The organism is Paenibacillus sophorae (assembly GCF_018966525.1).
GTDB classification, from domain to species: Bacteria; Bacillota; Bacilli; order Paenibacillales; family Paenibacillaceae; genus Paenibacillus_AQ; species Paenibacillus_AQ sophorae.
Genome location: NZ_CP076607.1, coordinates 1,282,080 through 1,301,621, shown reverse-complemented (window position 1 = coordinate 1,301,621; position 19,542 = coordinate 1,282,080). Strand labels below are relative to the sequence as shown.

Annotated in this window: 17 protein-coding genes and 1 pseudogene; 8 read left to right on the top strand and 10 right to left on the bottom strand. The window is 50.8% G+C overall.

Going from position 1 to position 19,542, the window contains the following annotated elements; all coding sequences use genetic code 11:
* Window positions 1–619 precede the first annotated feature (619 nt).
* The 3 genes from KP014_RS06185 (at window position 620) to KP014_RS06175 (ending at window position 2,093) form a co-directional block, all read left to right on the top strand.
* The gene (locus KP014_RS06185) at window positions 620–1,654 is read left to right on the top strand and encodes a hypothetical protein (RefSeq protein WP_036590676.1); all 1,035 of its coding nucleotides are present in this window, start codon (window positions 620–622) and stop codon (window positions 1,652–1,654) included.
* On the top strand, window positions 1,638–1,814 hold the full coding sequence (locus KP014_RS06180) for a hypothetical protein (protein WP_175491899.1): 177 nt from the start codon (window positions 1,638–1,640) through the stop codon (window positions 1,812–1,814). The genes KP014_RS06185 and KP014_RS06180 overlap by 17 nt, the downstream gene beginning before the upstream one ends.
* A gap of 114 nt (window positions 1,815–1,928) precedes the next feature.
* Complete coding sequence (locus KP014_RS06175) at window positions 1,929–2,093, top strand: hypothetical protein (protein ID WP_175491900.1); 165 nt, start codon at window positions 1,929–1,931, stop codon at window positions 2,091–2,093.
* A 441-nt stretch (window positions 2,094–2,534) separates the two neighbouring features.
* Here KP014_RS06175 and KP014_RS06170 read toward each other — a convergent pair whose 3' ends face one another.
* Entirely contained in the window at window positions 2,535–3,332 is a 798-nt protein-coding gene (locus KP014_RS06170) for an alpha/beta hydrolase (protein ID WP_051499550.1), read from the bottom strand.
* 117 nt (window positions 3,333–3,449) lie between these two features.
* On the bottom strand, window positions 3,450–4,235 hold the full coding sequence (locus KP014_RS06165) for a nitrilase-related carbon-nitrogen hydrolase (protein WP_051499552.1): 786 nt from the start codon (window positions 4,233–4,235) through the stop codon (window positions 3,450–3,452).
* A 131-nt stretch (window positions 4,236–4,366) separates the two neighbouring features.
* Between KP014_RS06165 and tlp the strand changes: the two genes are divergently transcribed.
* Window positions 4,367–4,591: a small acid-soluble spore protein Tlp gene (gene tlp / locus KP014_RS06160; protein WP_036590678.1), complete on the top strand. Its 225-nt coding sequence runs from the start codon at window positions 4,367–4,369 to the stop codon at window positions 4,589–4,591.
* A gap of 77 nt (window positions 4,592–4,668) precedes the next feature.
* Here the strand turns inward: tlp and KP014_RS06155 are convergent, their stop codons facing one another.
* Entirely contained in the window at window positions 4,669–5,211 is a 543-nt protein-coding gene (locus KP014_RS06155; protein ID WP_036590680.1) for a hypothetical protein, read from the bottom strand.
* A 98-nt stretch (window positions 5,212–5,309) separates the two neighbouring features.
* Here KP014_RS06155 and KP014_RS06150 point away from each other — a divergent pair, with 98 nt between their 5' ends.
* Window positions 5,310–6,224, top strand: coding sequence for a phosphatidate cytidylyltransferase (locus KP014_RS06150; RefSeq protein ID WP_036590688.1), 915 nt, complete (start codon window positions 5,310–5,312; stop codon window positions 6,222–6,224).
* Window positions 6,225–6,768: 544 nt separating this feature from the next.
* On the opposite strand, the gene KP014_RS06145 is transcribed toward KP014_RS06150, so the two are convergent.
* The 5 genes from KP014_RS06145 to KP014_RS06125 form a co-directional block, all read right to left on the bottom strand.
* The gene (locus KP014_RS06145) at window positions 6,769–9,108 is read right to left on the bottom strand and encodes a glycoside hydrolase family 65 protein (protein WP_090834463.1); all 2,340 of its coding nucleotides are present in this window, start codon (window positions 9,106–9,108) and stop codon (window positions 6,769–6,771) included.
* Window positions 9,109–9,224: 116 nt separating this feature from the next.
* Window positions 9,225–10,319, bottom strand: a complete 1,095-nt coding sequence (locus KP014_RS06140) for a carbohydrate ABC transporter permease (RefSeq protein WP_036594265.1) — start codon at window positions 10,317–10,319, stop codon at window positions 9,225–9,227.
* The gene (locus tag KP014_RS06135) at window positions 10,320–11,402 is read right to left on the bottom strand and encodes a carbohydrate ABC transporter permease (RefSeq protein WP_036594267.1); all 1,083 of its coding nucleotides are present in this window, start codon (window positions 11,400–11,402) and stop codon (window positions 10,320–10,322) included. It abuts the gene before it with no gap.
* A gap of 144 nt (window positions 11,403–11,546) precedes the next feature.
* Window positions 11,547–12,950, bottom strand: a complete 1,404-nt coding sequence (locus KP014_RS06130) for an ABC transporter substrate-binding protein (protein WP_425517254.1) — start codon at window positions 12,948–12,950, stop codon at window positions 11,547–11,549.
* 235 nt (window positions 12,951–13,185) lie between these two features.
* Complete coding sequence (locus KP014_RS06125) at window positions 13,186–14,190, bottom strand: LacI family DNA-binding transcriptional regulator (protein ID WP_036594269.1); 1,005 nt, start codon at window positions 14,188–14,190, stop codon at window positions 13,186–13,188.
* Between the two features lie 212 nt (window positions 14,191–14,402).
* Between KP014_RS06125 and KP014_RS06120 the strand changes: the two are divergent.
* Window positions 14,403–14,501 (top strand): annotated as a pseudogene (locus KP014_RS06120) (oxidoreductase); the annotation flags it as partial.
* A gap of 110 nt (window positions 14,502–14,611) precedes the next feature.
* Here the strand turns inward: KP014_RS06120 and KP014_RS06115 are convergent.
* Complete coding sequence (locus tag KP014_RS06115) at window positions 14,612–15,535, bottom strand: AraC family transcriptional regulator (protein ID WP_036594273.1); 924 nt, start codon at window positions 15,533–15,535, stop codon at window positions 14,612–14,614.
* Between the two features lie 169 nt (window positions 15,536–15,704).
* Between KP014_RS06115 and KP014_RS06110 the strand changes: the two genes are divergently transcribed.
* Together KP014_RS06110 and KP014_RS06105 are read left to right on the top strand one after the other, a co-directional pair.
* Complete coding sequence (locus tag KP014_RS06110; RefSeq protein WP_036594274.1) at window positions 15,705–15,965, top strand: Atu4866 domain-containing protein; 261 nt, start codon at window positions 15,705–15,707, stop codon at window positions 15,963–15,965.
* Between the two features lie 22 nt (window positions 15,966–15,987).
* Window positions 15,988–16,725, top strand: coding sequence for an SDR family oxidoreductase (locus KP014_RS06105; protein WP_036594277.1), 738 nt, complete (start codon window positions 15,988–15,990; stop codon window positions 16,723–16,725).
* Between the two features lie 245 nt (window positions 16,726–16,970).
* Here the strand turns inward: KP014_RS06105 and KP014_RS06100 are convergent, their stop codons facing one another.
* Complete coding sequence (locus tag KP014_RS06100) at window positions 16,971–19,505, bottom strand: glycoside hydrolase family 31 protein (RefSeq protein ID WP_036594280.1); 2,535 nt, start codon at window positions 19,503–19,505, stop codon at window positions 16,971–16,973.
* Window positions 19,506–19,542: the final 37 nt, after the last annotated feature.

The following is a 19,542-nucleotide window of genomic DNA, read 5'->3' as shown; positions in this document are numbered from 1 at the left end:
GGGATATATATTAATACACCGTGCCACTGAAGAGAATCCAACTGGAAGGCGTTTTGATCAGGGAACTAAAAACTTTCTCCCTAAGTTAACCAGACCTGCCTGTTAACGCGGAACTAAGTAAATCAGATAGTCACGCTGTTCAATTAATTTGGGTGCACCGCGAGATCAAGCGCTCTTCGTGCCAATTGAACTGAACAGGCTTTGTTGCATCTTATTAAAAATGGCGTTAGTTACCATATAGGATATAAAATGGATTATAAAAAATTATGACTTGATTCAATGTGTAGCAGATAAATATTGGTATCTCCGTCTCTGTATCACAACCTGTCGAATGGGATATAAAAGTTGGAGCAATAGCTATAAAACCAAGTAGAAAAATCATCTATTGAAAACGACAGCAAAGTAATTTGGGGATAGCGGAACATTCGAATATCATAGGACTATTCTGCCTAAGGTGATAAAGTTGTTATAGCACAAAAGAATACAGGAAGAACTCCATTGATGCTGGGGTATCTTCTTTTTCTTCTATGACGGCGTTCAACAGTGTGATATTCTATCAATTGGAAGGAATGCCCTGAAAAAAGAAAGCTTTACTTTAGAAATAGAATGGAGGATAGTTATGAAGCGATGGTTATCCGTCTGGGGTTTTTTCATAGCCTTTGGTCTATTTCTTGCCTTTGATCTATGGAAAAACTATTCCCCTAACGCTTCAGAGTTCTTTACGAAGTGGGTCAAACCTGTATTCGATACTTGGCGATTGCCGGTCGTGGTTTATTTATTCTTGACCATTGGACTAATCCAGTTCTTCCGTGATCGGATTGGAAAACTTGAAAATGAATCAAATGAGGAATTATCATTATACATAAAAGCGAACCGGCATTATTCCAATTTCCGTCGACTGGAGCTTCTTCAGTCTGTTATTCGTAAGTTTGTAGAACATCAGGAATCGGTAGATGCTGTTCAAATGTATAAATACGAGATCAAAAAACGTATAAATGAAATTATCGTCAAAGTGAAACATGTAGATGGATTTGTTTATGAGGGGGTAGAGTTAAATGCACTCGGACAAATATATTTCCATGTAGAACGTGATTTATATCGCGATTTCATGAACGCTAAAGCGTATCTTGAACGGCATAACGATGCTTCGAAACTAATTAGTTTTGTGCGCACTCATCGTCTCCGGATTAATGGCGTTAACCCAGAGGATGTTGGGGAGAAAGAAGCGACTGATTTTGCCATCCTTCAGCTTGCAGTTGATTTAATTGAGGAGTGGTTCCAAGAAGTATTCAATACAACAGAAAGTTTGAACTTGTTTAACTTATCTCAGGAAATGTTCATAAAATTAAATGAGGTGAAACGTACCGGTATACTTCGGGCAGTCCTCTTAAAGAATGATTATTATCGTTTCTCTCATTATGGTAGCGGTGAAAAGCAGGGACGGCTATATATTGGGAGACATATCCTGTTGGGCGGAATTAATCACTGCTTTTTGATTACTCTTGGTCATGGAATCTTTGATGAAGAGAATGCCCTGGAACTGCTCGCTGAAGTTCAGAATGAGTTTATTGATGAGGTTCAAAGTAACTTCGGAATGATGTATAATAACAATACAGATAATAGGGAAGGTGATCGTCATGAAGAAGCGCAATAAGCAAACTGCTAAACAGTCTATGGACCATCGAGCAAGCATCTTAAGGGAATTGAGAGCTGCTGGACTAGAAGTTGCTGCTGCGGCCAGCCCAAAGATTTCAGATAAACCTTTCTATTCCAGTGTATCGGGGAAGGACAAAAAGGTACTAATCGTAAAGTAAAGTAATTTGCACCGAGAAGAAGGGGTCAGGCCCCTTCTTTTTCTGTTTTTACCGCATATATTTTACGTAGTTGGCAAGAATGCTAATATCTCATAGAGGAAGAGGTAGGTTCCTATGATGTCAAGGAAAAAGCCGTCTTCAAGCGAACGGAGTAAAGCTCTTGATCTATTACGTAAAAGTGGTATTGAGAGAATAGTTCCTAAAAAGGGGCTGGCAAGCCCTTATTATTCAAGTGTTGGCCGTAGTAAAAAGGGAAGAATGGAAATTAGAGACTTCTGAGAGGAAGGTTTTCAAATTCGTTTTCAGAAATACAAAGAAAGATGTAAAATGATATGAAGTTGCCTAAAAAGTTCCGGCAAATGAGGAATCCTATTGAAGGAAGGCATTGTCTGAGAATCCACTGGAATTGAAGAAGAGCGACCCTCCCCTTTTACATTGAGTATTTATGGTTAATGTTACATCCATGTAAATATTTTCAGAGGTGGCTCTTAGTTATCAAGGACTCCACCTTTTGTATCTTTCCTCTTCACGCTTCAAAATGTCTTCATCAATCGATAAACTGTAATATATCGAATGGAATTACTACATGTTTAAATTGAATGATTTTCCTCCAAAAAAACTTACCGTTATTTATGGTACGGTTCACCGTGTTGTCTGTAACGGCAAGTTTTTTAGGGCCATCCTTTGCGGGATGACCCTTTTTTGTATGAACTATCGTCCTCACTCTGATTTCAGCCAATTGGCAGTATGTACATAAGCAATCGGGCTTTCTAGCAGTCCGTCATGGTTCGCTCCAGGGACGATGTGAACATGTGCTTTGGTATACGTACTAAGCAACTCCTCATAGCGATCTGCATAAAAGACCTCGTCCTCCGCTCCGACAAGTACAAGAGTCGGCTTCGTCAAATCGCGTTTGTACTTCATCGGCGAGCGAGACAGCAAAAGTCGAAAACTGAGCTTTGTAGCCATTCCGCGTGCAACTCCTCGGGCCGCTTGTACAACTCCATGGCGGGGAGCCCGTACCCAGCCTTTGATCCCTATCGAATCCAGCATGCTGAGGATGATCACTTTTCCCATATGCAGCTTGCGATGCCCATCCGCTGGGCGCTCAGTCGGGTTCCCCGGACCTAGGTATGGCGTGAGCAGCAGGTACGAGTCTGCGCAGTCGGCATATCGGCTCCCGGCGAAACGTATGGCCGTTCCGCCACCTGCTGAGTGACCGGCCATCACGACTTGCTTGACGTGAGGGAACTTGTCTTTAATGTACTGAATCAGATCCGCAAGATCATCCTCTAGCTGGCCGATATAGTCAATGTCGCCGAGGTTGGCGGCTTTTGGTCCATAGCCCCGAAGGTCAGGCGTGAAAACGTGGGCGAGCCCTGTTGATGAAACCTTTTGAGAGTACGGGAATAAGTATTTGCTGTCTTCAGATATTCCATGAAGAAGAATAATCGCCGTCGCCGTTTTAGCGGCGCTAGGATAGTGTCGATAGTAAAGTTCGCTCCTGTTGCGGGTCACGTAAGGCTGCAGCTCGGGTACGGGATATTGAGAAGGATTTACGTAGACCAGATGGATCCCCTCCTAAATTCATTCATAACAACTTTATAAACATTGTACATTATTGTATTTAAGTTATTAGAAGTATGTATGTTTTTTAACTTCCGAAATCAAATCCTTACAATCATCTAAATCTTTACGAATCGTATTTTCTTCATTTACTTCTACTATAATTAGTTTTTCTTCTTGTCCTGCATTGACTAAAATATTTCCATCATAATCTATTACTCTGCTGTCTCCTCTAAAGGTTATTGACTCATTTTTAAAATTCTCAGTGCTAATACTATTTGCTAAAATAAAATACGCTTTGTTTTCAATAGCCCGAATTCTCATGATATCCAGGGTTCTTTCCTGACAGGTTAATGCGGAATGACAAATGATTTGCGCCCCTTTTAGCATCAATTCTCTTGAGCTTTCCGGGAACCACCCTTCAAAACATATAACAATTCCCACCTTACACCCATTGATATCAAAGACTTCTGAGCTCGTTCCATAAGAAAAAATTTTTGATTCATGATCTGTAAGATGCCTTTTCCTTTGCTTTCCAATATATCCTGATGGCCCTACTACGATTGCGGTAATATAAAGATGACCGTTTTCTTTTTCTGCAATGGCTCCAACGAAATGGCAGTTTGAGTTTTTAGCAATTTCAATGAGCCTGTTTGTTGTATACCCGTTAGGAATTTCTTCTGCGATTTCCATCAATTCGCTTGCTGAGTCAAAAAAATAACCTGTTGAGAATAGCTCAGGCATAACCACCAAATCGACCGAATCTGCCGAATGATTGATTAGCTTCTCAATGGTGTTCAAATTTTTCATCTTATCATTTTTTTCTACATTTATCTGTAAAGAACCAATGATCATATAATTAACCTCCCACAAAATCTTATTGTCATTTTCTTGATACCCGTGATTTGCATAAAATCCTCCAACAGCGTTCAAGCTACCTGTTAGTGCTCCAACGGGCACTTCAATATTCCAGGAGGCGATAACTAATGGCAAAACCGGATAATCGGGCGGATAATGTTGAGCATTTACAGCAAAGTATTCAGAATACACAGAGAAATCTTCATGAAGCTGAAGACTATTTAAATGAATTTGCCTCTGAAATCAGCAGCGAGGAACGTAAACAAATCGAAGATAAGAATGAGCGCCGTCAAGAAAGCATTAAAGGCTTTCGGGAAGAAGTGAAGGACGAAGCAGCGCATTCGAAGGAGTAATTAAAAAACGCAGATCCGGCCAGAAAAGTTCAAGCGAGGCTGGATCTGCTTTTTCTTTGGTCCCGCCGCACTCCTCCTCAGAGCTCCGGCTCGTACTCGCTTAATTTCCCTGCGTAGATCAAATGCAGCCGGTAGTTTTGCCGAAAATCATCCGGCGTAACGAGCGCAGGCAGCTTATTCCACAGCTTTATACCTGACCGCTCCAGAATTTCCGCGACGAATTGCGAACAAAAGTAGGAGTTGCTGAATTCGACCGGTTCTTTTAATGCGATGCCGATCACGCCCAGAATGTTATAGAGATACTTTTGGCGGCTTCGGATAAAGATTTGCAGAACCCGCCTCATTTTCTCAACTTCCCGGCTTGTTACTTGAAGCTCGTAGATGACGCACGTCGTATTCGGATACTTGCTGAATGTGCCTGTCTTGAGATCCTCCTTCACGAATCCGCCATTCAGGGGGTTGCTCGGATGCTTTCTCCCGAAGCTGTACAGCTCCGAAAGCTCCCGATTGAAGGAAATCGAAGCGTGATTGTATGGCGCTTTTGTGTAGCCTTGAATGATTTTCGTAAAAAGCGTTCCAGTATTCGTAAGCAGGATAAAAACCGATCGATCAGCTTCCATTTACAAATTTTCCCCTTATCAAGTTACACCGTTTCCTTCATAATAACATAAGATCCCTTTAATGGAATCTTACCCTGCAGGCAAGTTGGTGATTGGCAGTGAACAGCTCGCTATTAACGATCGTCCTTATTTTTGCAGTCTTATCAGTCGTCCATTTGATGTATTATGTGGTGGGCAGAATTCAGCCGGACAAAGACTATACGGGCCTTGGATTTCGCATCAAGACCTGGTGGGGCATGCTCCTCATTTTTTGTTTGGCCACCCTTTTCAACCCGGTCGTTTCGCTCCTTTCCCTGATGGTGCTCGCCTTCTTTGCGCTGAAAGAATATTTCTCCATGATTAAATCGAAAAAAGCCGACCGCAGGCTGTTTCTGTGGGCTTATTTGTCGATTCCCGCGCAGTTCTATTGGATTTATATCGGGTGGTACGGAATGTTTATTGTCTTTATCCCTATCTATGTATTCTTGTTCCTGCCGCTCCCGAGGTTGATCAACAAAGGAACGGTCGGATTTCTGCGCAGCGTCAGCCGGGTCCAATGGGGACTCATGCTGATGGTTTTCGGACTTAGCCACCTAGCCTATTTCCAATTTGCTACGCCGCAGTACGGAGGGGGACTTGTGCTTTTTCTAGTGGTGTTGACGCAGCTTGGTGATGTCGTACACTATCTGGCATCGATCTATTTCGGCAAGCGGAAGGTGGTCCCGACCGCCAACCCGAATTTGACTTGGGAAGGCTTCGCATGCGCTTTTCTCGTAACGACAGGGGCTTCGTATCTGATCTACCCCTACCTGACGCCGCTTAACCTGACTTTCGGTATCGTTTCCGGCATGCTGATCAGCTTGAGCGGTTTCTTCGGCAGCTTAACGGTTTCCGTTCTGAAGCGGGATTTGTTAATCGGCGATGACGATAAGTTCGATGCTTTGAAAAAAAGCTACTTAAGCCGGGTCGATAGCCTTACCTACACCTCGCCGATCTTTTTCCATGTGATCCGTTATTTTTTCGATTTCATGTAGTATTCACCTCAGAAAATGTTTTCGGAAGTACAAGATCTCCGATTTACGTATTACCATGCTACACGTCCATCATCATCAAAAAAACCTCCCGTAGGGCCATTCTCATCAATTACCCGCAAGCTCTGGATATGATCACAGAAGCGGTCCAGGGGGAACGAAATGACGAACTATTCTATGACGAACTGATCAAACTCGCCCCAAACTCCGAGCAAGCCTCGGTCATTGCTTCCATCACGGACGATGAACGGGGGCACAATCGCATGTTTCGGGGATCTACAAAGAGTTAACGGGGCAGGACATCCGGGGAGTCAGCAATGAGCAGTATTAGCGCGTAGATTCCTACATGTCCGGAATACGGTAGGAGGCATTATTCTGGACGAGTTAAAACATGCAAGCAAGTATAATTATCTGTTTACGTTGAACCGTTGAAATATGGGGTGTTTGGCTGCGCCGTTAGAGGCTTTCCCGCTTTTAATAATAAAAGAGACCTTCGCGGCTCTCCGCTTCCCCAACTTCAGGAGACGGAGCGCCGTTTGCTTTTGGCCTATAGGGGAAAGGAAGCCTGTTGTCCCGGAGAAAGTGAGACCCGGAGCCCCATGTGCAGCAGCTCCAGCGCATCGCCTTCCAGCAACGTGTATAGGGTGCTCTCCCGGCCGGTGCTCACCTCCAAAAGGCAGCCGCGGAACGCGATTCGGAACCTGCAGCTCTCCCACCGGTCGGGCAGGCGCGGCTGAAAGGACAGAATGCCATCCCGGAGCCGCATGCCGCCGAAGCCGTTGATGATTGACATCCACGAGCCGGCCATCGCCGCCGTATGCAGGCCGTCCTTGGCGTTCCGGTTGATGTCGTCAAGATCCATTCGCACCGTCCGGTCAAAATAGGCGTAAGCGCCCTCCAGATCGCCGATCTCCGCCGACATGATGCTGTGGATGCAGGGCGACAGCGAGGAATCATGGGTCGTGAGCGGCTCATAATACTGGTAATTGCGGATTTTCTCCTCCAGCGTGAACTGCTCGCCGAGCAGGAACAGGGCCAGAACGACATCAGCCTGCTTCAGCACCTGGTGGCGGTAGATGACGAGCGGATGAAAATGCAGCAACAGCGGGTACTTGTCTTCCGGCGTTTGCTCGAAATTCCATTTCTTCTTTGACAGGAACGTGTCGTCCTGGGCGATGATGCCAAGCCGTTCATCCGAAGGCACGAACATGAGGGCCGCCGCTTTCCGCCAGAGACGCACTTCTTCCTCCGTCAGCCCGATGGCCCGGACCAGCCTCTCGTAATGCTCCGGATATGAGTCGCGGAGCAGGTCGGCCGTGCCGGCAGCGTACTCCAACTGGCTGCGCACCATCAAATTCGTGTAGGCATTGTTGTTTACAATCGCCGTGTACTCGTCCGGTCCCGTTACCGCGTCGATGCAGAACGCTCCGCCGCGCGCCGGATTGAAATGGCCGAGGTCGACCCAGAACCGGGACGTCTCGAACAGGATTTCCGCCCCCTGGCTGACGAGAAAATCGGTATCTCCCGTCGCCAGGACATACTGCCGGATGGCGTACGCGATGTCCGCGTTGATATGGGCCTGCGCCGTTCCTGCCGGAAAATAGGACGAGTTCTCCTCTCCGTCGATAGTCCGCCACGGGTAAAGCGCACCCTTCTGCGACATGATTGCCGCGCGCTCGCGGGCCTTGCCGAGCGTATGGTAACGAAATTCCAGCAGCGATCGGGCGATATCCGGCCGGGTATAGGTAAAGAACGGCAGCATGTACATTTCCGTATCCCAGAAATAATGGCCTTCATAGCCTTCGCCGGTCAGGCCCTTGGCCCCGATGTTGGTCACACCGTCCCTGCCGACGGATTGCAGCAGTTGGAACGCGTTGAAGCGGATGCCCTGTTGGAGCGCGGGATCGCCGGCGATCTCGACGTCGGCCCGCTTCCAGAACTCGTCCAGGTAGGCTTCCTGCTCCGCCAGCAGCTGACTGAAGCCGGAATGCGCCGCCTCGCGCAGCAGAACTTCGGTCCGAGGCATCAGTTCCTCCTCCGGATAGTCTTTGGAGGTATGGTAGCAGATGTACTTCGTCAGTGCCGTCGTCTCGCCGCTGCGCAGCGGCACGCAGAATTCCTCCGTCAGCCGCTGGCCCGCCGCCTTCCGGTTCGTCCCGTAGCCGGCTGGGGCCTCCAGAACGTGGACCATCGCCGTCAGCAGCACGAACCGGGTATGCCGGGTCCGCTGGCGCATCCATGAGAACGCGCCGCCGTGCTCCATGTCCTCCGGCAGCAGGCTCGGCAGCTCGCTTCCCGCCCCGAGCCGCGGGTCGTCGGTCGCCTGCGGGCGGGCGATGGTGCCTTCCATGGCCGAGGCGAACGTAATCGCGCCGTCGAAATTGAGCGCCGTTACCTCGTAATGGATGGCGGCCATGTGTTTGTTCCCAAACGACGCCAGGCGGTTGATGACGAGGCGCACACGGTGCCCCCCTGGCGATTCCCAGTCCACCTCGCGGCGCAGCACCCCCTTGCGCATGTCGAGCGTTCGCTTGTAGCGAAGCACGGTGCCGGCGTTCAGGTGAAAGGCGTGGCCTTCGACAGACAGATCGATGATTTTGGCGTCGGTGACGTTAAGCATTGCCTGGTTCCGAACCGCGTAGCCGTATGCGCCTTCCGGATAAAGAATTGGTTCGGCGTCGTAGAAGCCGTTCAGGTAATTGCCGACCACCGTCGTTCCTTCAGTGCCGTGATAGCCCTCCTCAAAATTGCCACGCATGCCGATATAGCCGTTGCCGACGGCAAACAAGCTTTCGCTCCGCTGGTTCTCGCCGTCGGCGTAGCTCTCTTCTTCCAGGCTCCATTCCCGGTACGGATACAACGGCTCGGGATGGACGTAGGGTTTCATTTTCATGGATACTCCGCACTCCTTTGTACGGCGGTCTGTCTCCGCCTGGATAACATATCGAATGGACGCAAGCCCGGAGCGAACCCTTGCACGCCGTAGGGACGTACGCCAAGGCGTCAGCCTTTGACCGAGCCGCCCATCAATCCTTTGACGAAATACTTTTGCAGCAGGAAAAAGATGGCGAGCGGCATCAGCATCGAGATAAAGGCGGCCGAGGTCAGCAGATGCCAGTCGTTGCCGCGGGAGCCGACCAAATCGGCGATTTTCATCGACATGACCTGAACATTCGGCTGGTTGCCTATAAAGATCAGGGACACCAGGTAGTCGTTCCAGACCCACAGGAATTGGAAGATGCCGATCGAAGCCAGTGCAGGTACAGACAGGGGCAGGATCAGCCGGCTGAAGATCGTGAAATGGCTCGCCCCGTCAATGAACGCCGACTCGAACAGATCTTTTGGAAGCTGGCTGATAAAGTTGTACATGAAATACGTTACCAGCGGCAGGCCGAAGGCCGTATGCGCCAGCCAGATGCCGAGATAGCTTCCGTTCAGCCCGAGGGCCGTGTAATCCTTAAGCACGGGAATGAGCGCAACCTGCAGCGGAATCACCAGCATCGCGATGATGGTCACGAACATCGTCTTGCGTCCCGGGAAACGCAGCCAGGCAAAAGCGTAAGCCGCGAAGGACGCGATCAGAACCGGAATAATCGTCGCCGGCACCGCGATGGTCAGCGTGTTCCAGAACGCCTGGGAGAGACCGCTTCCCTTCTGCACCGCCTCGCTGCCGTCGGCTTTTTTCAGCTTATACTCCTTGCCGGACAGCACGTTCTTGTAATTCTCCGTCGTCAGGTTGGGCTTTGTCACCCAGCCTTCCGTCTGCACGCTGATCATGCGCGCTCTGCGGTTCTCCCACATGAGCCGTTTGCCGCCTTCGACCACGCCCGCTTTGAGCTGCGCGTCCGTGTAGGTCTTGCCGTTCACTACGATTGGTCCCCGAAGGTCTACATCCTTGGACAGCCGGATCACATCATCCGAAGCCTTCCATTCCTGGTGCGGGAACACCTTCCACCAGCCGGTCTGCAGAATGTCCGCGGCGGGGCGGAACGAGGAGATGAACAAGCCAAGCGTCGGAACCAGCCAGATGAAGCAGATAATCCCAAGCACGATGTTGACGACCGCCTTGTTGCCTTTTCTTTTCTTGGAGCCAACCATTTAGAATCCCCCCTGCTTGCGGAACTGGCGCAGATTGACGAAGATGACGGGCAGGACCGCGATCAGCAGCACGATGGCCAGCGTCGAGCCGTAGCCGAAGTTGCGGTACATGAAGAACTGCCGGTAGAACTGCGTCGCGACAACCTCTGTATCGTATTGACCGCCGGTCATGACCATGACGACGTCAAATATTTTCAGCGTAAAGACAATAATGGTCGTGGTAACCGTCAGGATCGTGGTCGAGATGAACGGAATGATAATACGGAAAAAAATGCGGATCTCGCCGGAGCCGTCCACGCGCGCCGCTTCCAGAATATCGTCGGGCACTCCCTTGATCGCCGCCGAGAAGATGACCATGGCGAACCCGGTCTGCATCCAAATCAGGATGAGAATCAGAAAAAAGTTGTTCCACGGCTGGATCATGCTGGTCCAGGCCTGCGGCTGTCCGCCGAAGTACGTGACGATGGCGTTAAGCAGACCGATCTGCTCGTTGCCCGGCTGATAATAGTAGACAAATTTCCAGATCACGCCCGCCGCCACGAACGAAATGGCCATCGGCATGAAGATGATGGACTTCGCGGTTTTCTCGTAGCTGCTGCGGTCCGCCAGAATGGCGATCAGCAGGCCGAAGGCGACGCACGCCAGCGTGCCGACGAACACCCACAGCAGATTGTTGCGCAGCGCCGTGCCTAGCAGCCGGTCGCTGAAGATGGCCGCATAGTTGGCCAACCCGACGAACTTGTCGGACGACGCATTGAAGAAGCTGAGGTACAGCGTCCGCAGCGCCGGCAGCACCAGCAGCCAGCCCAGCAGGAGCACCGCCGGCCCCACGAAGATGAACGGGAGGATCCTGCTGCGGATCTTATCGGGATATTGCTCAGCTGCAAAGGTCAGCGAGTAATAAATCAGATAGACACCCACGACGCCCCACAGCACGGCAAGCACCGCTGTCAGCAGCGGATTCAGCGTCGAATCCCGAAAAAACAGGAAAATCAGGCCGTTAACCACAATATTGGCGAGCAGTATGCCCAAGGAGATCAACACGGCTCTCAGACGGATTCCCGGTTTGGCTTGTGTCCCCATATGCGCTCCTCCTAAATGTTGTAATTGCCATAACAAAAGGGGGCAGAGCCTTTCCTGCCCGCTGCCCCCTTTTGGTGTACTCGCTTACGGCCCGCAACGCTCGCCCCGGTCAGCTTTAACCCGAATCACTCCTGGACCGCGGACTCAGTTGTTCCAGCCTTTCTGGATCTGCTCCAGCGCCTGGTCGAGCGTGGCGGTGCCGCTGACATAGTCGGTCATGCCCTTCCAGAAGCTGCCCGCGCCCACTTTGCCCGGCATCAGGTCGGAGCCGTCAAAGCGCAGCGTCGATGCGTCCTGCACGAGCTTTGCCATCCGGCGATCGGATTCCGACTGGTACCAGTCGAGGGAAGCATCGTTCATCGGCGCGACAACGCCGCCCGACTGTACCCAGCTCTTGATTGATTCGCCCGTGGTGAAAAATTCGATGACAGCCCGCACTTCAGGGCGGTCGTTGAACATGGCGTAGATGTCGCCGGCTACCAGCACCGGCTTGCCGTACTGGTCGTCAATCGGCGGCAGGTAGAACCAGTCGTAGTCCTGGTCGACCTTTGCGGTTTCCGGGAAGAAGCTCGTGATGAAGTTGCCCATCAGGTTGAACCAGGCCTTAGGCGGGTTCTCGAACATCGGTTTCGGCGCGTCTCCGAAGGCCGTCGTGACAATCGACTTCGTGCCGCCATAGACATAATCTTTGTTCATCCAGATCTTCGACATGATCTCGACCGCGTTCTTCACTTCAGGCGACGTGAACGGCAGCTCGCCCTTAACCCACTTATCGTAGTTCTCCGGCGTCGTCGTCCGCAGCATGATGTTTTCGACCCAGTCCGTCGCCGCCCAGCCGGTGGCCGCGCCGCTCTCGATGCCGATCGCCCAGGCCGGGTCGCCGTCCTTGGCAATCTGTTCGGTAAGCGCCATCATTTCATCCCAAGTCTGAGGCACCTTGTAGCCCGCTTCCTCAAACTGCTTCTTCGGGTACCAAACGAGGCTCTTCACGTTGCTGCGGTTCCAGATGCCGGCCATGATCTTGCCGCTTGCGCCGTCCATGGTCGCCATGTCCAGCCAGCTCTTGTTGTAGTTGGATTTCAGCTTTTCGGGGTCAAGCACCGTGTTCAGGTCAATGACCTTGCCGGTCTTGGCGATGGAAGCCAAGAGACCGGGCTGCGGGAAATCGGCGATGTCCGGCGCATTGCCGCCGTCCACGCGAACGTTAATGGTGGCTTCGAATTCCTTGGAGCCTTCGTACTGGATGTCGATGCCCGTCTTCTCTTCGAAATCCTTGATGCTCGTCTCGAACTTCACCTGGTCGGCGTCCACAAACGGGCCGAACATGGTAACCTTGGTGCCTTTATATTCGCCGTTCAGCGCCTTCTCCAGCGGCGTGTTGGCCGTCGCCGCGCTCGCAGTCGCGGCCGGTTGATCCCCGGACGTGGCCGCCGGAGCCTGGCTCGGCGAAGCATTGTTGCCGCCGCTGCCGCAGGCGGTGACCAGCATGGAGAATGATAGACCGAGTACAGCGAGAGTAGATAGCTTGCGTCCCGTCTTCTTTTTCATCTTCTCATACATCCCCTTTAATAGTTTTTGAGAATGACTGTTTGAAGAACGATTCAGACCGGCCGTTCGAACCGGTCAATCCGGCACCGGCCTGCCCTCGGCCGTCCGTCCGATAAGCGGGATCACCTCCTTGAAAGGGTTTTCAAATTGTCATTCGTGCCAGCCCGCTTTAGTAAAAGCCTTTCCACCTGTCTCTGAAAAGGTTTTCAAAGATGTAAGGTGAAACCCTTCGGCTTCACTTTTCCCGGGACGATTCCCGCACGATCAGTTTGTGCTGCATTTTCTCCCGGAGAACCTCCACGCTTCCGGTCGACAGCAGCTCATGCAGCTTCTCCGCTGCCCGGTATCCCAGTTGATAGATCGGCTGGGCGATCGTCGTCAGCTTCGGAATGAACATGCTCGCCATCCGCAAATTGTCGAATCCGATGACCGATACCTGCCCCGGCACCAGCACATTCCGGTCTTTCAGGTAAGAAATCGTCCCCATCGCGAACTCGTCGGCCACGCAGAACACGGCGGTCAGTCCGGGATGGTCGGTGAACAATTCATGCGCCGCCTGGTAACCGTCCTCAAAACGGTGGTTCGCATATTTCACCCTGTTTACGTTATGGCCGAGGCCCGATTCCGTGACCGCTTTGACAAAGCCGTCATACCGCGGAGGTCCCGAAATGGAATCGCTGTGGCCGAACCCGATCATCCCGATTTCCCGGTGTCCCAATTCAATCAGGAACTTTACCGCGTCGTAGGCGGCCGCCTCATCGTCCACCTCGATGCTCGGAATCTCGTATTCGTCGGAGTGGGAGGACAGCATGACAAACGGAATCCGGCAGCCGACCAGCTTCTCGTAATACTCGGGGTGCAGCTTGTCGCTGGCGAATACGATGCCGTCGACCTGCTTTTCGCGGAACGTATCGATGTAAGACAGCAGACGCTCTTTGTCACGGTCCGTGTTGCAGATCATGAGACTGTATCCCAGCTTGATGCAGGCATCCTGCATGCCCCTGATGATCCCCGCGTAATACAGATTCTCAATGTCGGGAATGAGCAGCCCCAGCGTGAACGACTTCTTGTAAATCAGCCCGCGCGCAAACGCGTTCGGCTGGTACTGCAACTGCCGGATCGCCTCCAGGACACGGTCCCTTTTGCTGGCTACGACGGTTTCGGGCGCGTTCATCACCCGGGATACGGTACTGATGGATACTCCGGCCAATCGGGCCACATCTCGGATCGTTGCTTTCATATTTAGGTCTCTTCCTTCTTGCCTTCTTCTTCTTGCCGGCGATTCTTGGAAACCTTTTCATCTGCATTATAACAAGGGATATCGCAGATGGCAATCAAAATTTAAGCGCTTTCATTACGAGCCGGGACGGCTGCCTCTTTACCTCTTTTTATTCGGGTAAACCCAAATTCAAACCCGAATGTTCGACGCTATCCGGCTCAAAACTGGCGATGACACCGGACGCGATAGCCCGCGCGATTGGGTTCGCGATCGAGCAACCGGCTGATATTGATGTGAACGAGATTGTAATCCGTCCGACCGCAAAAGTGTAACCGGAAAAAAATATGGGTTAGATATAAGGGCACCATAGAACGATGAAAATGTGTCGAAATGCATGTAATCCCACATAGGGCATCCTCGTTGGATGCCCGCTTCTTTGTTATCACACCGATTGCTGCTCCCCAGACATGCGCAGGCGCTTCATATCGCCTATTGGCGGAAGCCCGAACATACGCGCATATTCTCGGCTGAATTGGGACGGGCTCTCATAACCTACTCGGAATCCGACATCCGCCGCATCTGCGGACTCGGATAACAAGAGGCGGCGCGCTTCCTGCAGACGGATCTGCTTTTGATACTGCAGCGGGCTCATGGCCGTCACATCCTTAAAATGCCGATGCAGAGACGATGCACTCATATTAACCAGCTCGGCCAACTCCTCAATACGCAGCGACTGATCATAATTCCTCTTAATCCGTTCTATTACCTTCACGATCCGGTAAGCGCTGCTGCCGGTCATGGCGATTTGTTTTAACGCATCCCCCTGTTGTCCTTTCAAAATCCGGTACAGAATTTCACGAATCACAAGCGGCGCAAGCGCCGGAACATCCTCCGGCGTCTCCAGTAATCTCACAAGCCGGATTACAGCATCCAGAAGAGAAGAATTCGTTTGGCTGACAAATAATCCCCGTTTGGTCTCGCCCGTAGTACCGGTCCCAAGTCCAGACTCCTCTATAATTTCCACCACCTGATTAGGTTCAAAATCAAGCCGTAAACACAAGTAAGGAGCTTCGGAAGAAGCCTCAATAATTTGCCCCGAAACCGGTAAATCCACCGAAACTACAAGATAGTCCGAAGGGCCATATCGGTAGCTCTCCTGTGCAAGTATGAGTTCCTTTGCCCCCTGGGCGATGATGCACAGAGCCGGTTCATGAACCCTGTATATCGGCTCCGTAACATTCGAGCTGCGAATGCAATACAGCGATGGTATGGCGGTGGAGTGAATTCCATCTTCCCCGGAGAAGCGATCGAGGAGCTCAGCCAATTCCGCTTGCTTATGACTGATGAGGTCTACTGATTCAAGCATTGTGTTCCCTCCTTCAAGTTCACTGTGCACTGCTTCAATTATAACGCCATGCCTAATTCTGTGTTAGCAGTTTTGGAGGATTAGGCAATCATTTGCCATGAATTTTCTACCGGATACAATTGCTGTTGCTCCATAATAAAACAACAACATAACACAAGGAGGACAGATGATGGAAAAAAACATAAGCAAAGAAAATGCATCCTATGTTGGCATGTGGGTTACCGCAGACGGGCATATCCGCCAGGAGCTGCTGCCGAACGGGCGTTATGATGAGGCGCGGGGCAACAGGCAAAGCGCATACACAGGCAGCTATACGCTCAAGGGGAACCGGATCGACTATGTCGACGATACAGGGTTCACCGCCGATGGCGAATTCCGGGACGGTGTGCTCTACCATGCCGGCATGATTTTTTATCGTGAAGAACTATAAAATCAAAAGGAGAGAACAACAAATGTCAAATATAAAAGGGAAAGTTGTTGTTATTACAGGGGCAAGCAGCGGGATTGGTGAAGCGGCGGCGCGTCTGCTTAGCCGTCATGGAGCCCATGTCGTATTGGGAGCAAGACGGACAGACAGGCTGGAAGCTCTCGTCTCCGAGATCCGTTCCGAAGGAGGTACGGCTGAATATCATGCTCTGGATGTAACCCAAAAGGAGCAGATGGATGAATTCATCCGCTTCGCGAACAGCACATTCGGCCGCGTGGACGTCATCGTAAACAACGCGGGCGTAATGCCTCTCTCACTCCTTGACGCTCTAAAAGTGGATGAATGGGACCGCATGATTGACGTGAACATCCGCGGTGTGCTGCACGGTATTGCGGCTGGACTCCCCGTTATGAAGCAGCAGGGCTCCGGCCAGTTTATTAATATCGCATCCATTGGGGCATACAGCGTAACTCCGACCGCCGCGGTGTACTGCGCCACGAAATACGCCGTACGGGCCATCTCTGAGGGACTGCGTCTGGAGGTTGGCGGCGATATCCGTGTGACTCTGATTTCCCCGGGCGTTACGGAATCCGAGCTTGCCGACAGCATTTCGGATGAGGAAGCCCGCCAGGCCATGAAGGAGTACCGCCGGATTTCCATTCCGGCGTCCGCTATTGCACGTTCCATTCTGTATGCCATGGAGCAGCCTGCCGAGGTTGATGTGAATGAGATTATTGTCAGACCGACCGCCAGCGTGAATTAACCGCTCCGCTCTACTTAAGATAAGCCGTTTGATATTCAGCTTGGTTTCAGAACGGCACTCTTGAGTAGATTGAGAGTTGAAGTGAGGATAGAGCTTGCGGAGAAAAAGCGGCATCTGGTTGTGTGAAAAAGGCCGGAAGATCCACCAAGCCCTTTCGCTGCCAAAGCTGGCCGTAACATAAAAAAACGGGTTGGAGCGACAATGTCTCCAACCCGTTTTTCATTTCATTGAACGTTGATAGTCGATTAATCGATTTTTACTTTGTGGCTTTCGTTTGCAGGAATTTTAACATACAGAACTTTCGCTGCCGCATCGAAGTAATAACCTCTTTCTTGTTGGTTCAGTTCGTCAAGGCTGCTTGCTTTGCCGTATTTGTTCTCAGCCGCCTGCACTTTGTTCGGCTCTTTGGCATCATGCAGCTTCAGCGTGTAGAACTGGATATCAGATGCGTAATTTTGCGTCTGTTTGTCCTGCTCGAATTCAATGTGGTTTCCTTTCCGCTCCACATGGAAGTCGGTAACGTTGAATTCGCCTCTCGTGTAATCCTCTGTATTTGCATCGTCTTCATAGAAGCTGTAGGAGGCTTGGCCTGCAAGGTAAGTGTCAAGAATCAGATTCGTCAGCTTTTTCTCGCCGGTGTACTGCTGTACTTCCCGCCTTGGGATGATCGAATCTTGCTTCACATAGATCGGAAGCGTGCCGAGATCGGCTTGCTTCGTGATCGTTTGGCCGCCTTCAAACTCTTCGCCAGTCCAGTAGTCGACCCATTTCGCGTCCGCCGGCAGATAAACGCTGCGGGACGTTGCTCCTTGATTCACTACAGGTGCGATCATTAGCGAATCGCCGAACATGTACTGATCATCGTTGTTATAGGTATTTGGGTCATGCTGAAAATGGTACACGAGCGGCTGCTGTACAGGCTGCCCGCTTTCCTGCGCACGTTTGAACTGGTTGTACAGGTAAGGCAGCAATTCGTAGCGCAAGGAAATGTATTTCCGGCTGATGTCCTCTACTTCCTTGCCGAATGCCCACGGCTCCTGCTCCTTATCCCAGCTGTAATGGTCGCGGGAGAAAGGCACAAAGGCACCGACCTCAATCCAGCGGGCAAACAGTTCCGGCGTCGGTACGTCCTGCGAAGTCGGTTTTGCAAAGCCGCCGATGTCGTTGCCGACAAACGCTGCGCCGGACAATCCGAGATTCGAGTTCATCGGAATCGTCATGCGAAGATGATCCCAGTTGCTGGTATTATCTCCGGTCCAGATGGCGGCGTAACGCTGGGTTCCCGCATACGCAGACCGTGTAAGCACGAACGGGCGAACGTTCGGCTTGTTCACTTTGAATCCTTTATACGTCGCTTCATTTTCCAGATGGCCAAAAATATTATGAATCTCTTTGTTCTGTTTCTTACTTCCGTCATCGGCCTCATAGACGGTATCCAGCGGCATGGACCATCCCGGACCGCCAAATACGGCCGGTTCGTTCATGTCATTCCAAATGCCGGATACGCCTTTGTCAAACAGCGCTTTATGCTTTTTCGCCCACCAGTCGCGGACATCCGTTTTCAGGAAGTTCGGGAAAACAGAATCGCCCGGCCATACATAACCGACATAGGGGCTGCCGTCGGCATTTTTAACCCAGAAGTTGTTCTTGGTTCCTTCCTGATAGGTATCGAAACTTTCGTCAACTTTGACACCCGGATCGTTGATCGTAACATACTTAAAATTCAGGTTGTCCATATCAGTCTTCAGCTTGTCCGGATCGGAATACTTCGGTCCCCAGGTAAATACGCGGTATTCATTCATATAATCGATATCCGCGTACATCGCATCAGCGGGAATTTGCTTTTCCCGGAACGTTTTCGCCACCCGAACAATGTCATCCTGCCAGTAACCCCATTTACTTTGCTGAAAACCGAGGGACCATTCCGGCGGCAGATTGATCTTGCCGGTCAGATTGGTATACCGGTCAACAACATCTTTGATTTCCGGACCGTTGATGAAATAATAGGTCAGCTTGCCGCCATCGGCGTAATAATAATAGTAATCGTCGCTTTCCTTAGCCATATTGAAATGAGAACGGTACGTATTATCGAAGAAGAGACCGTAGGCCTTTTGATCCTTTAAACCGATAAAAAACGGAATGGTGGCATACACATATTTCGTTTCTTTCGTATAGGAGTAGGCATCCGTGTTCCACATACCGATATCGTAGCCCCGTTTGTTCAAACCGCCGGTTTGCTCGCCGAAACCGTAAAAGTTTTCGGTCTTGTCCGTTTTCTTGAACACGTATGGCTTTCCGTCTTCATAACCAGACCCTTTAATGTCGTCTTCATTAATTACGTTCCCGTTCTTATCCAGATATTTGATTCCGAACGGGCTTTTATTGATGTCTACCGTTAAGCTGTCGGTAGTGATGACGATTCTCTTGTCGTCTTCCTTCACTTTGAATTTGGGAGCTCCCCAATCCGTCTTAGCAATCCCTGGAGAGACAAACTCTTCCTCGCCTTTGTTTAAGATCGACACCTTGGCCATATCGGAAGTGAGCAAACGTATATAAGCTTCTTCTTCGCCCAAATCAAGCTTTACGCCATTGTCTAGCTGCCGGACGCTTTGCACGGCCATCGGCTGCTGCAGCTTGTTTTTATCCAAAGGCGTATCGGGAGCCGGCTGCTGTACTTCCGCATAGGCGGTTTGGGGAGAATAAAGCTGGGAAAGAGCATTACCTGAGAGAAGGACTGCACCTGCTAAAATTAATGGCACCCATTTCTTCTTCGGCTTCATTTGGTTTCTCTCCTTCATAATGACTTTGTAAACACGG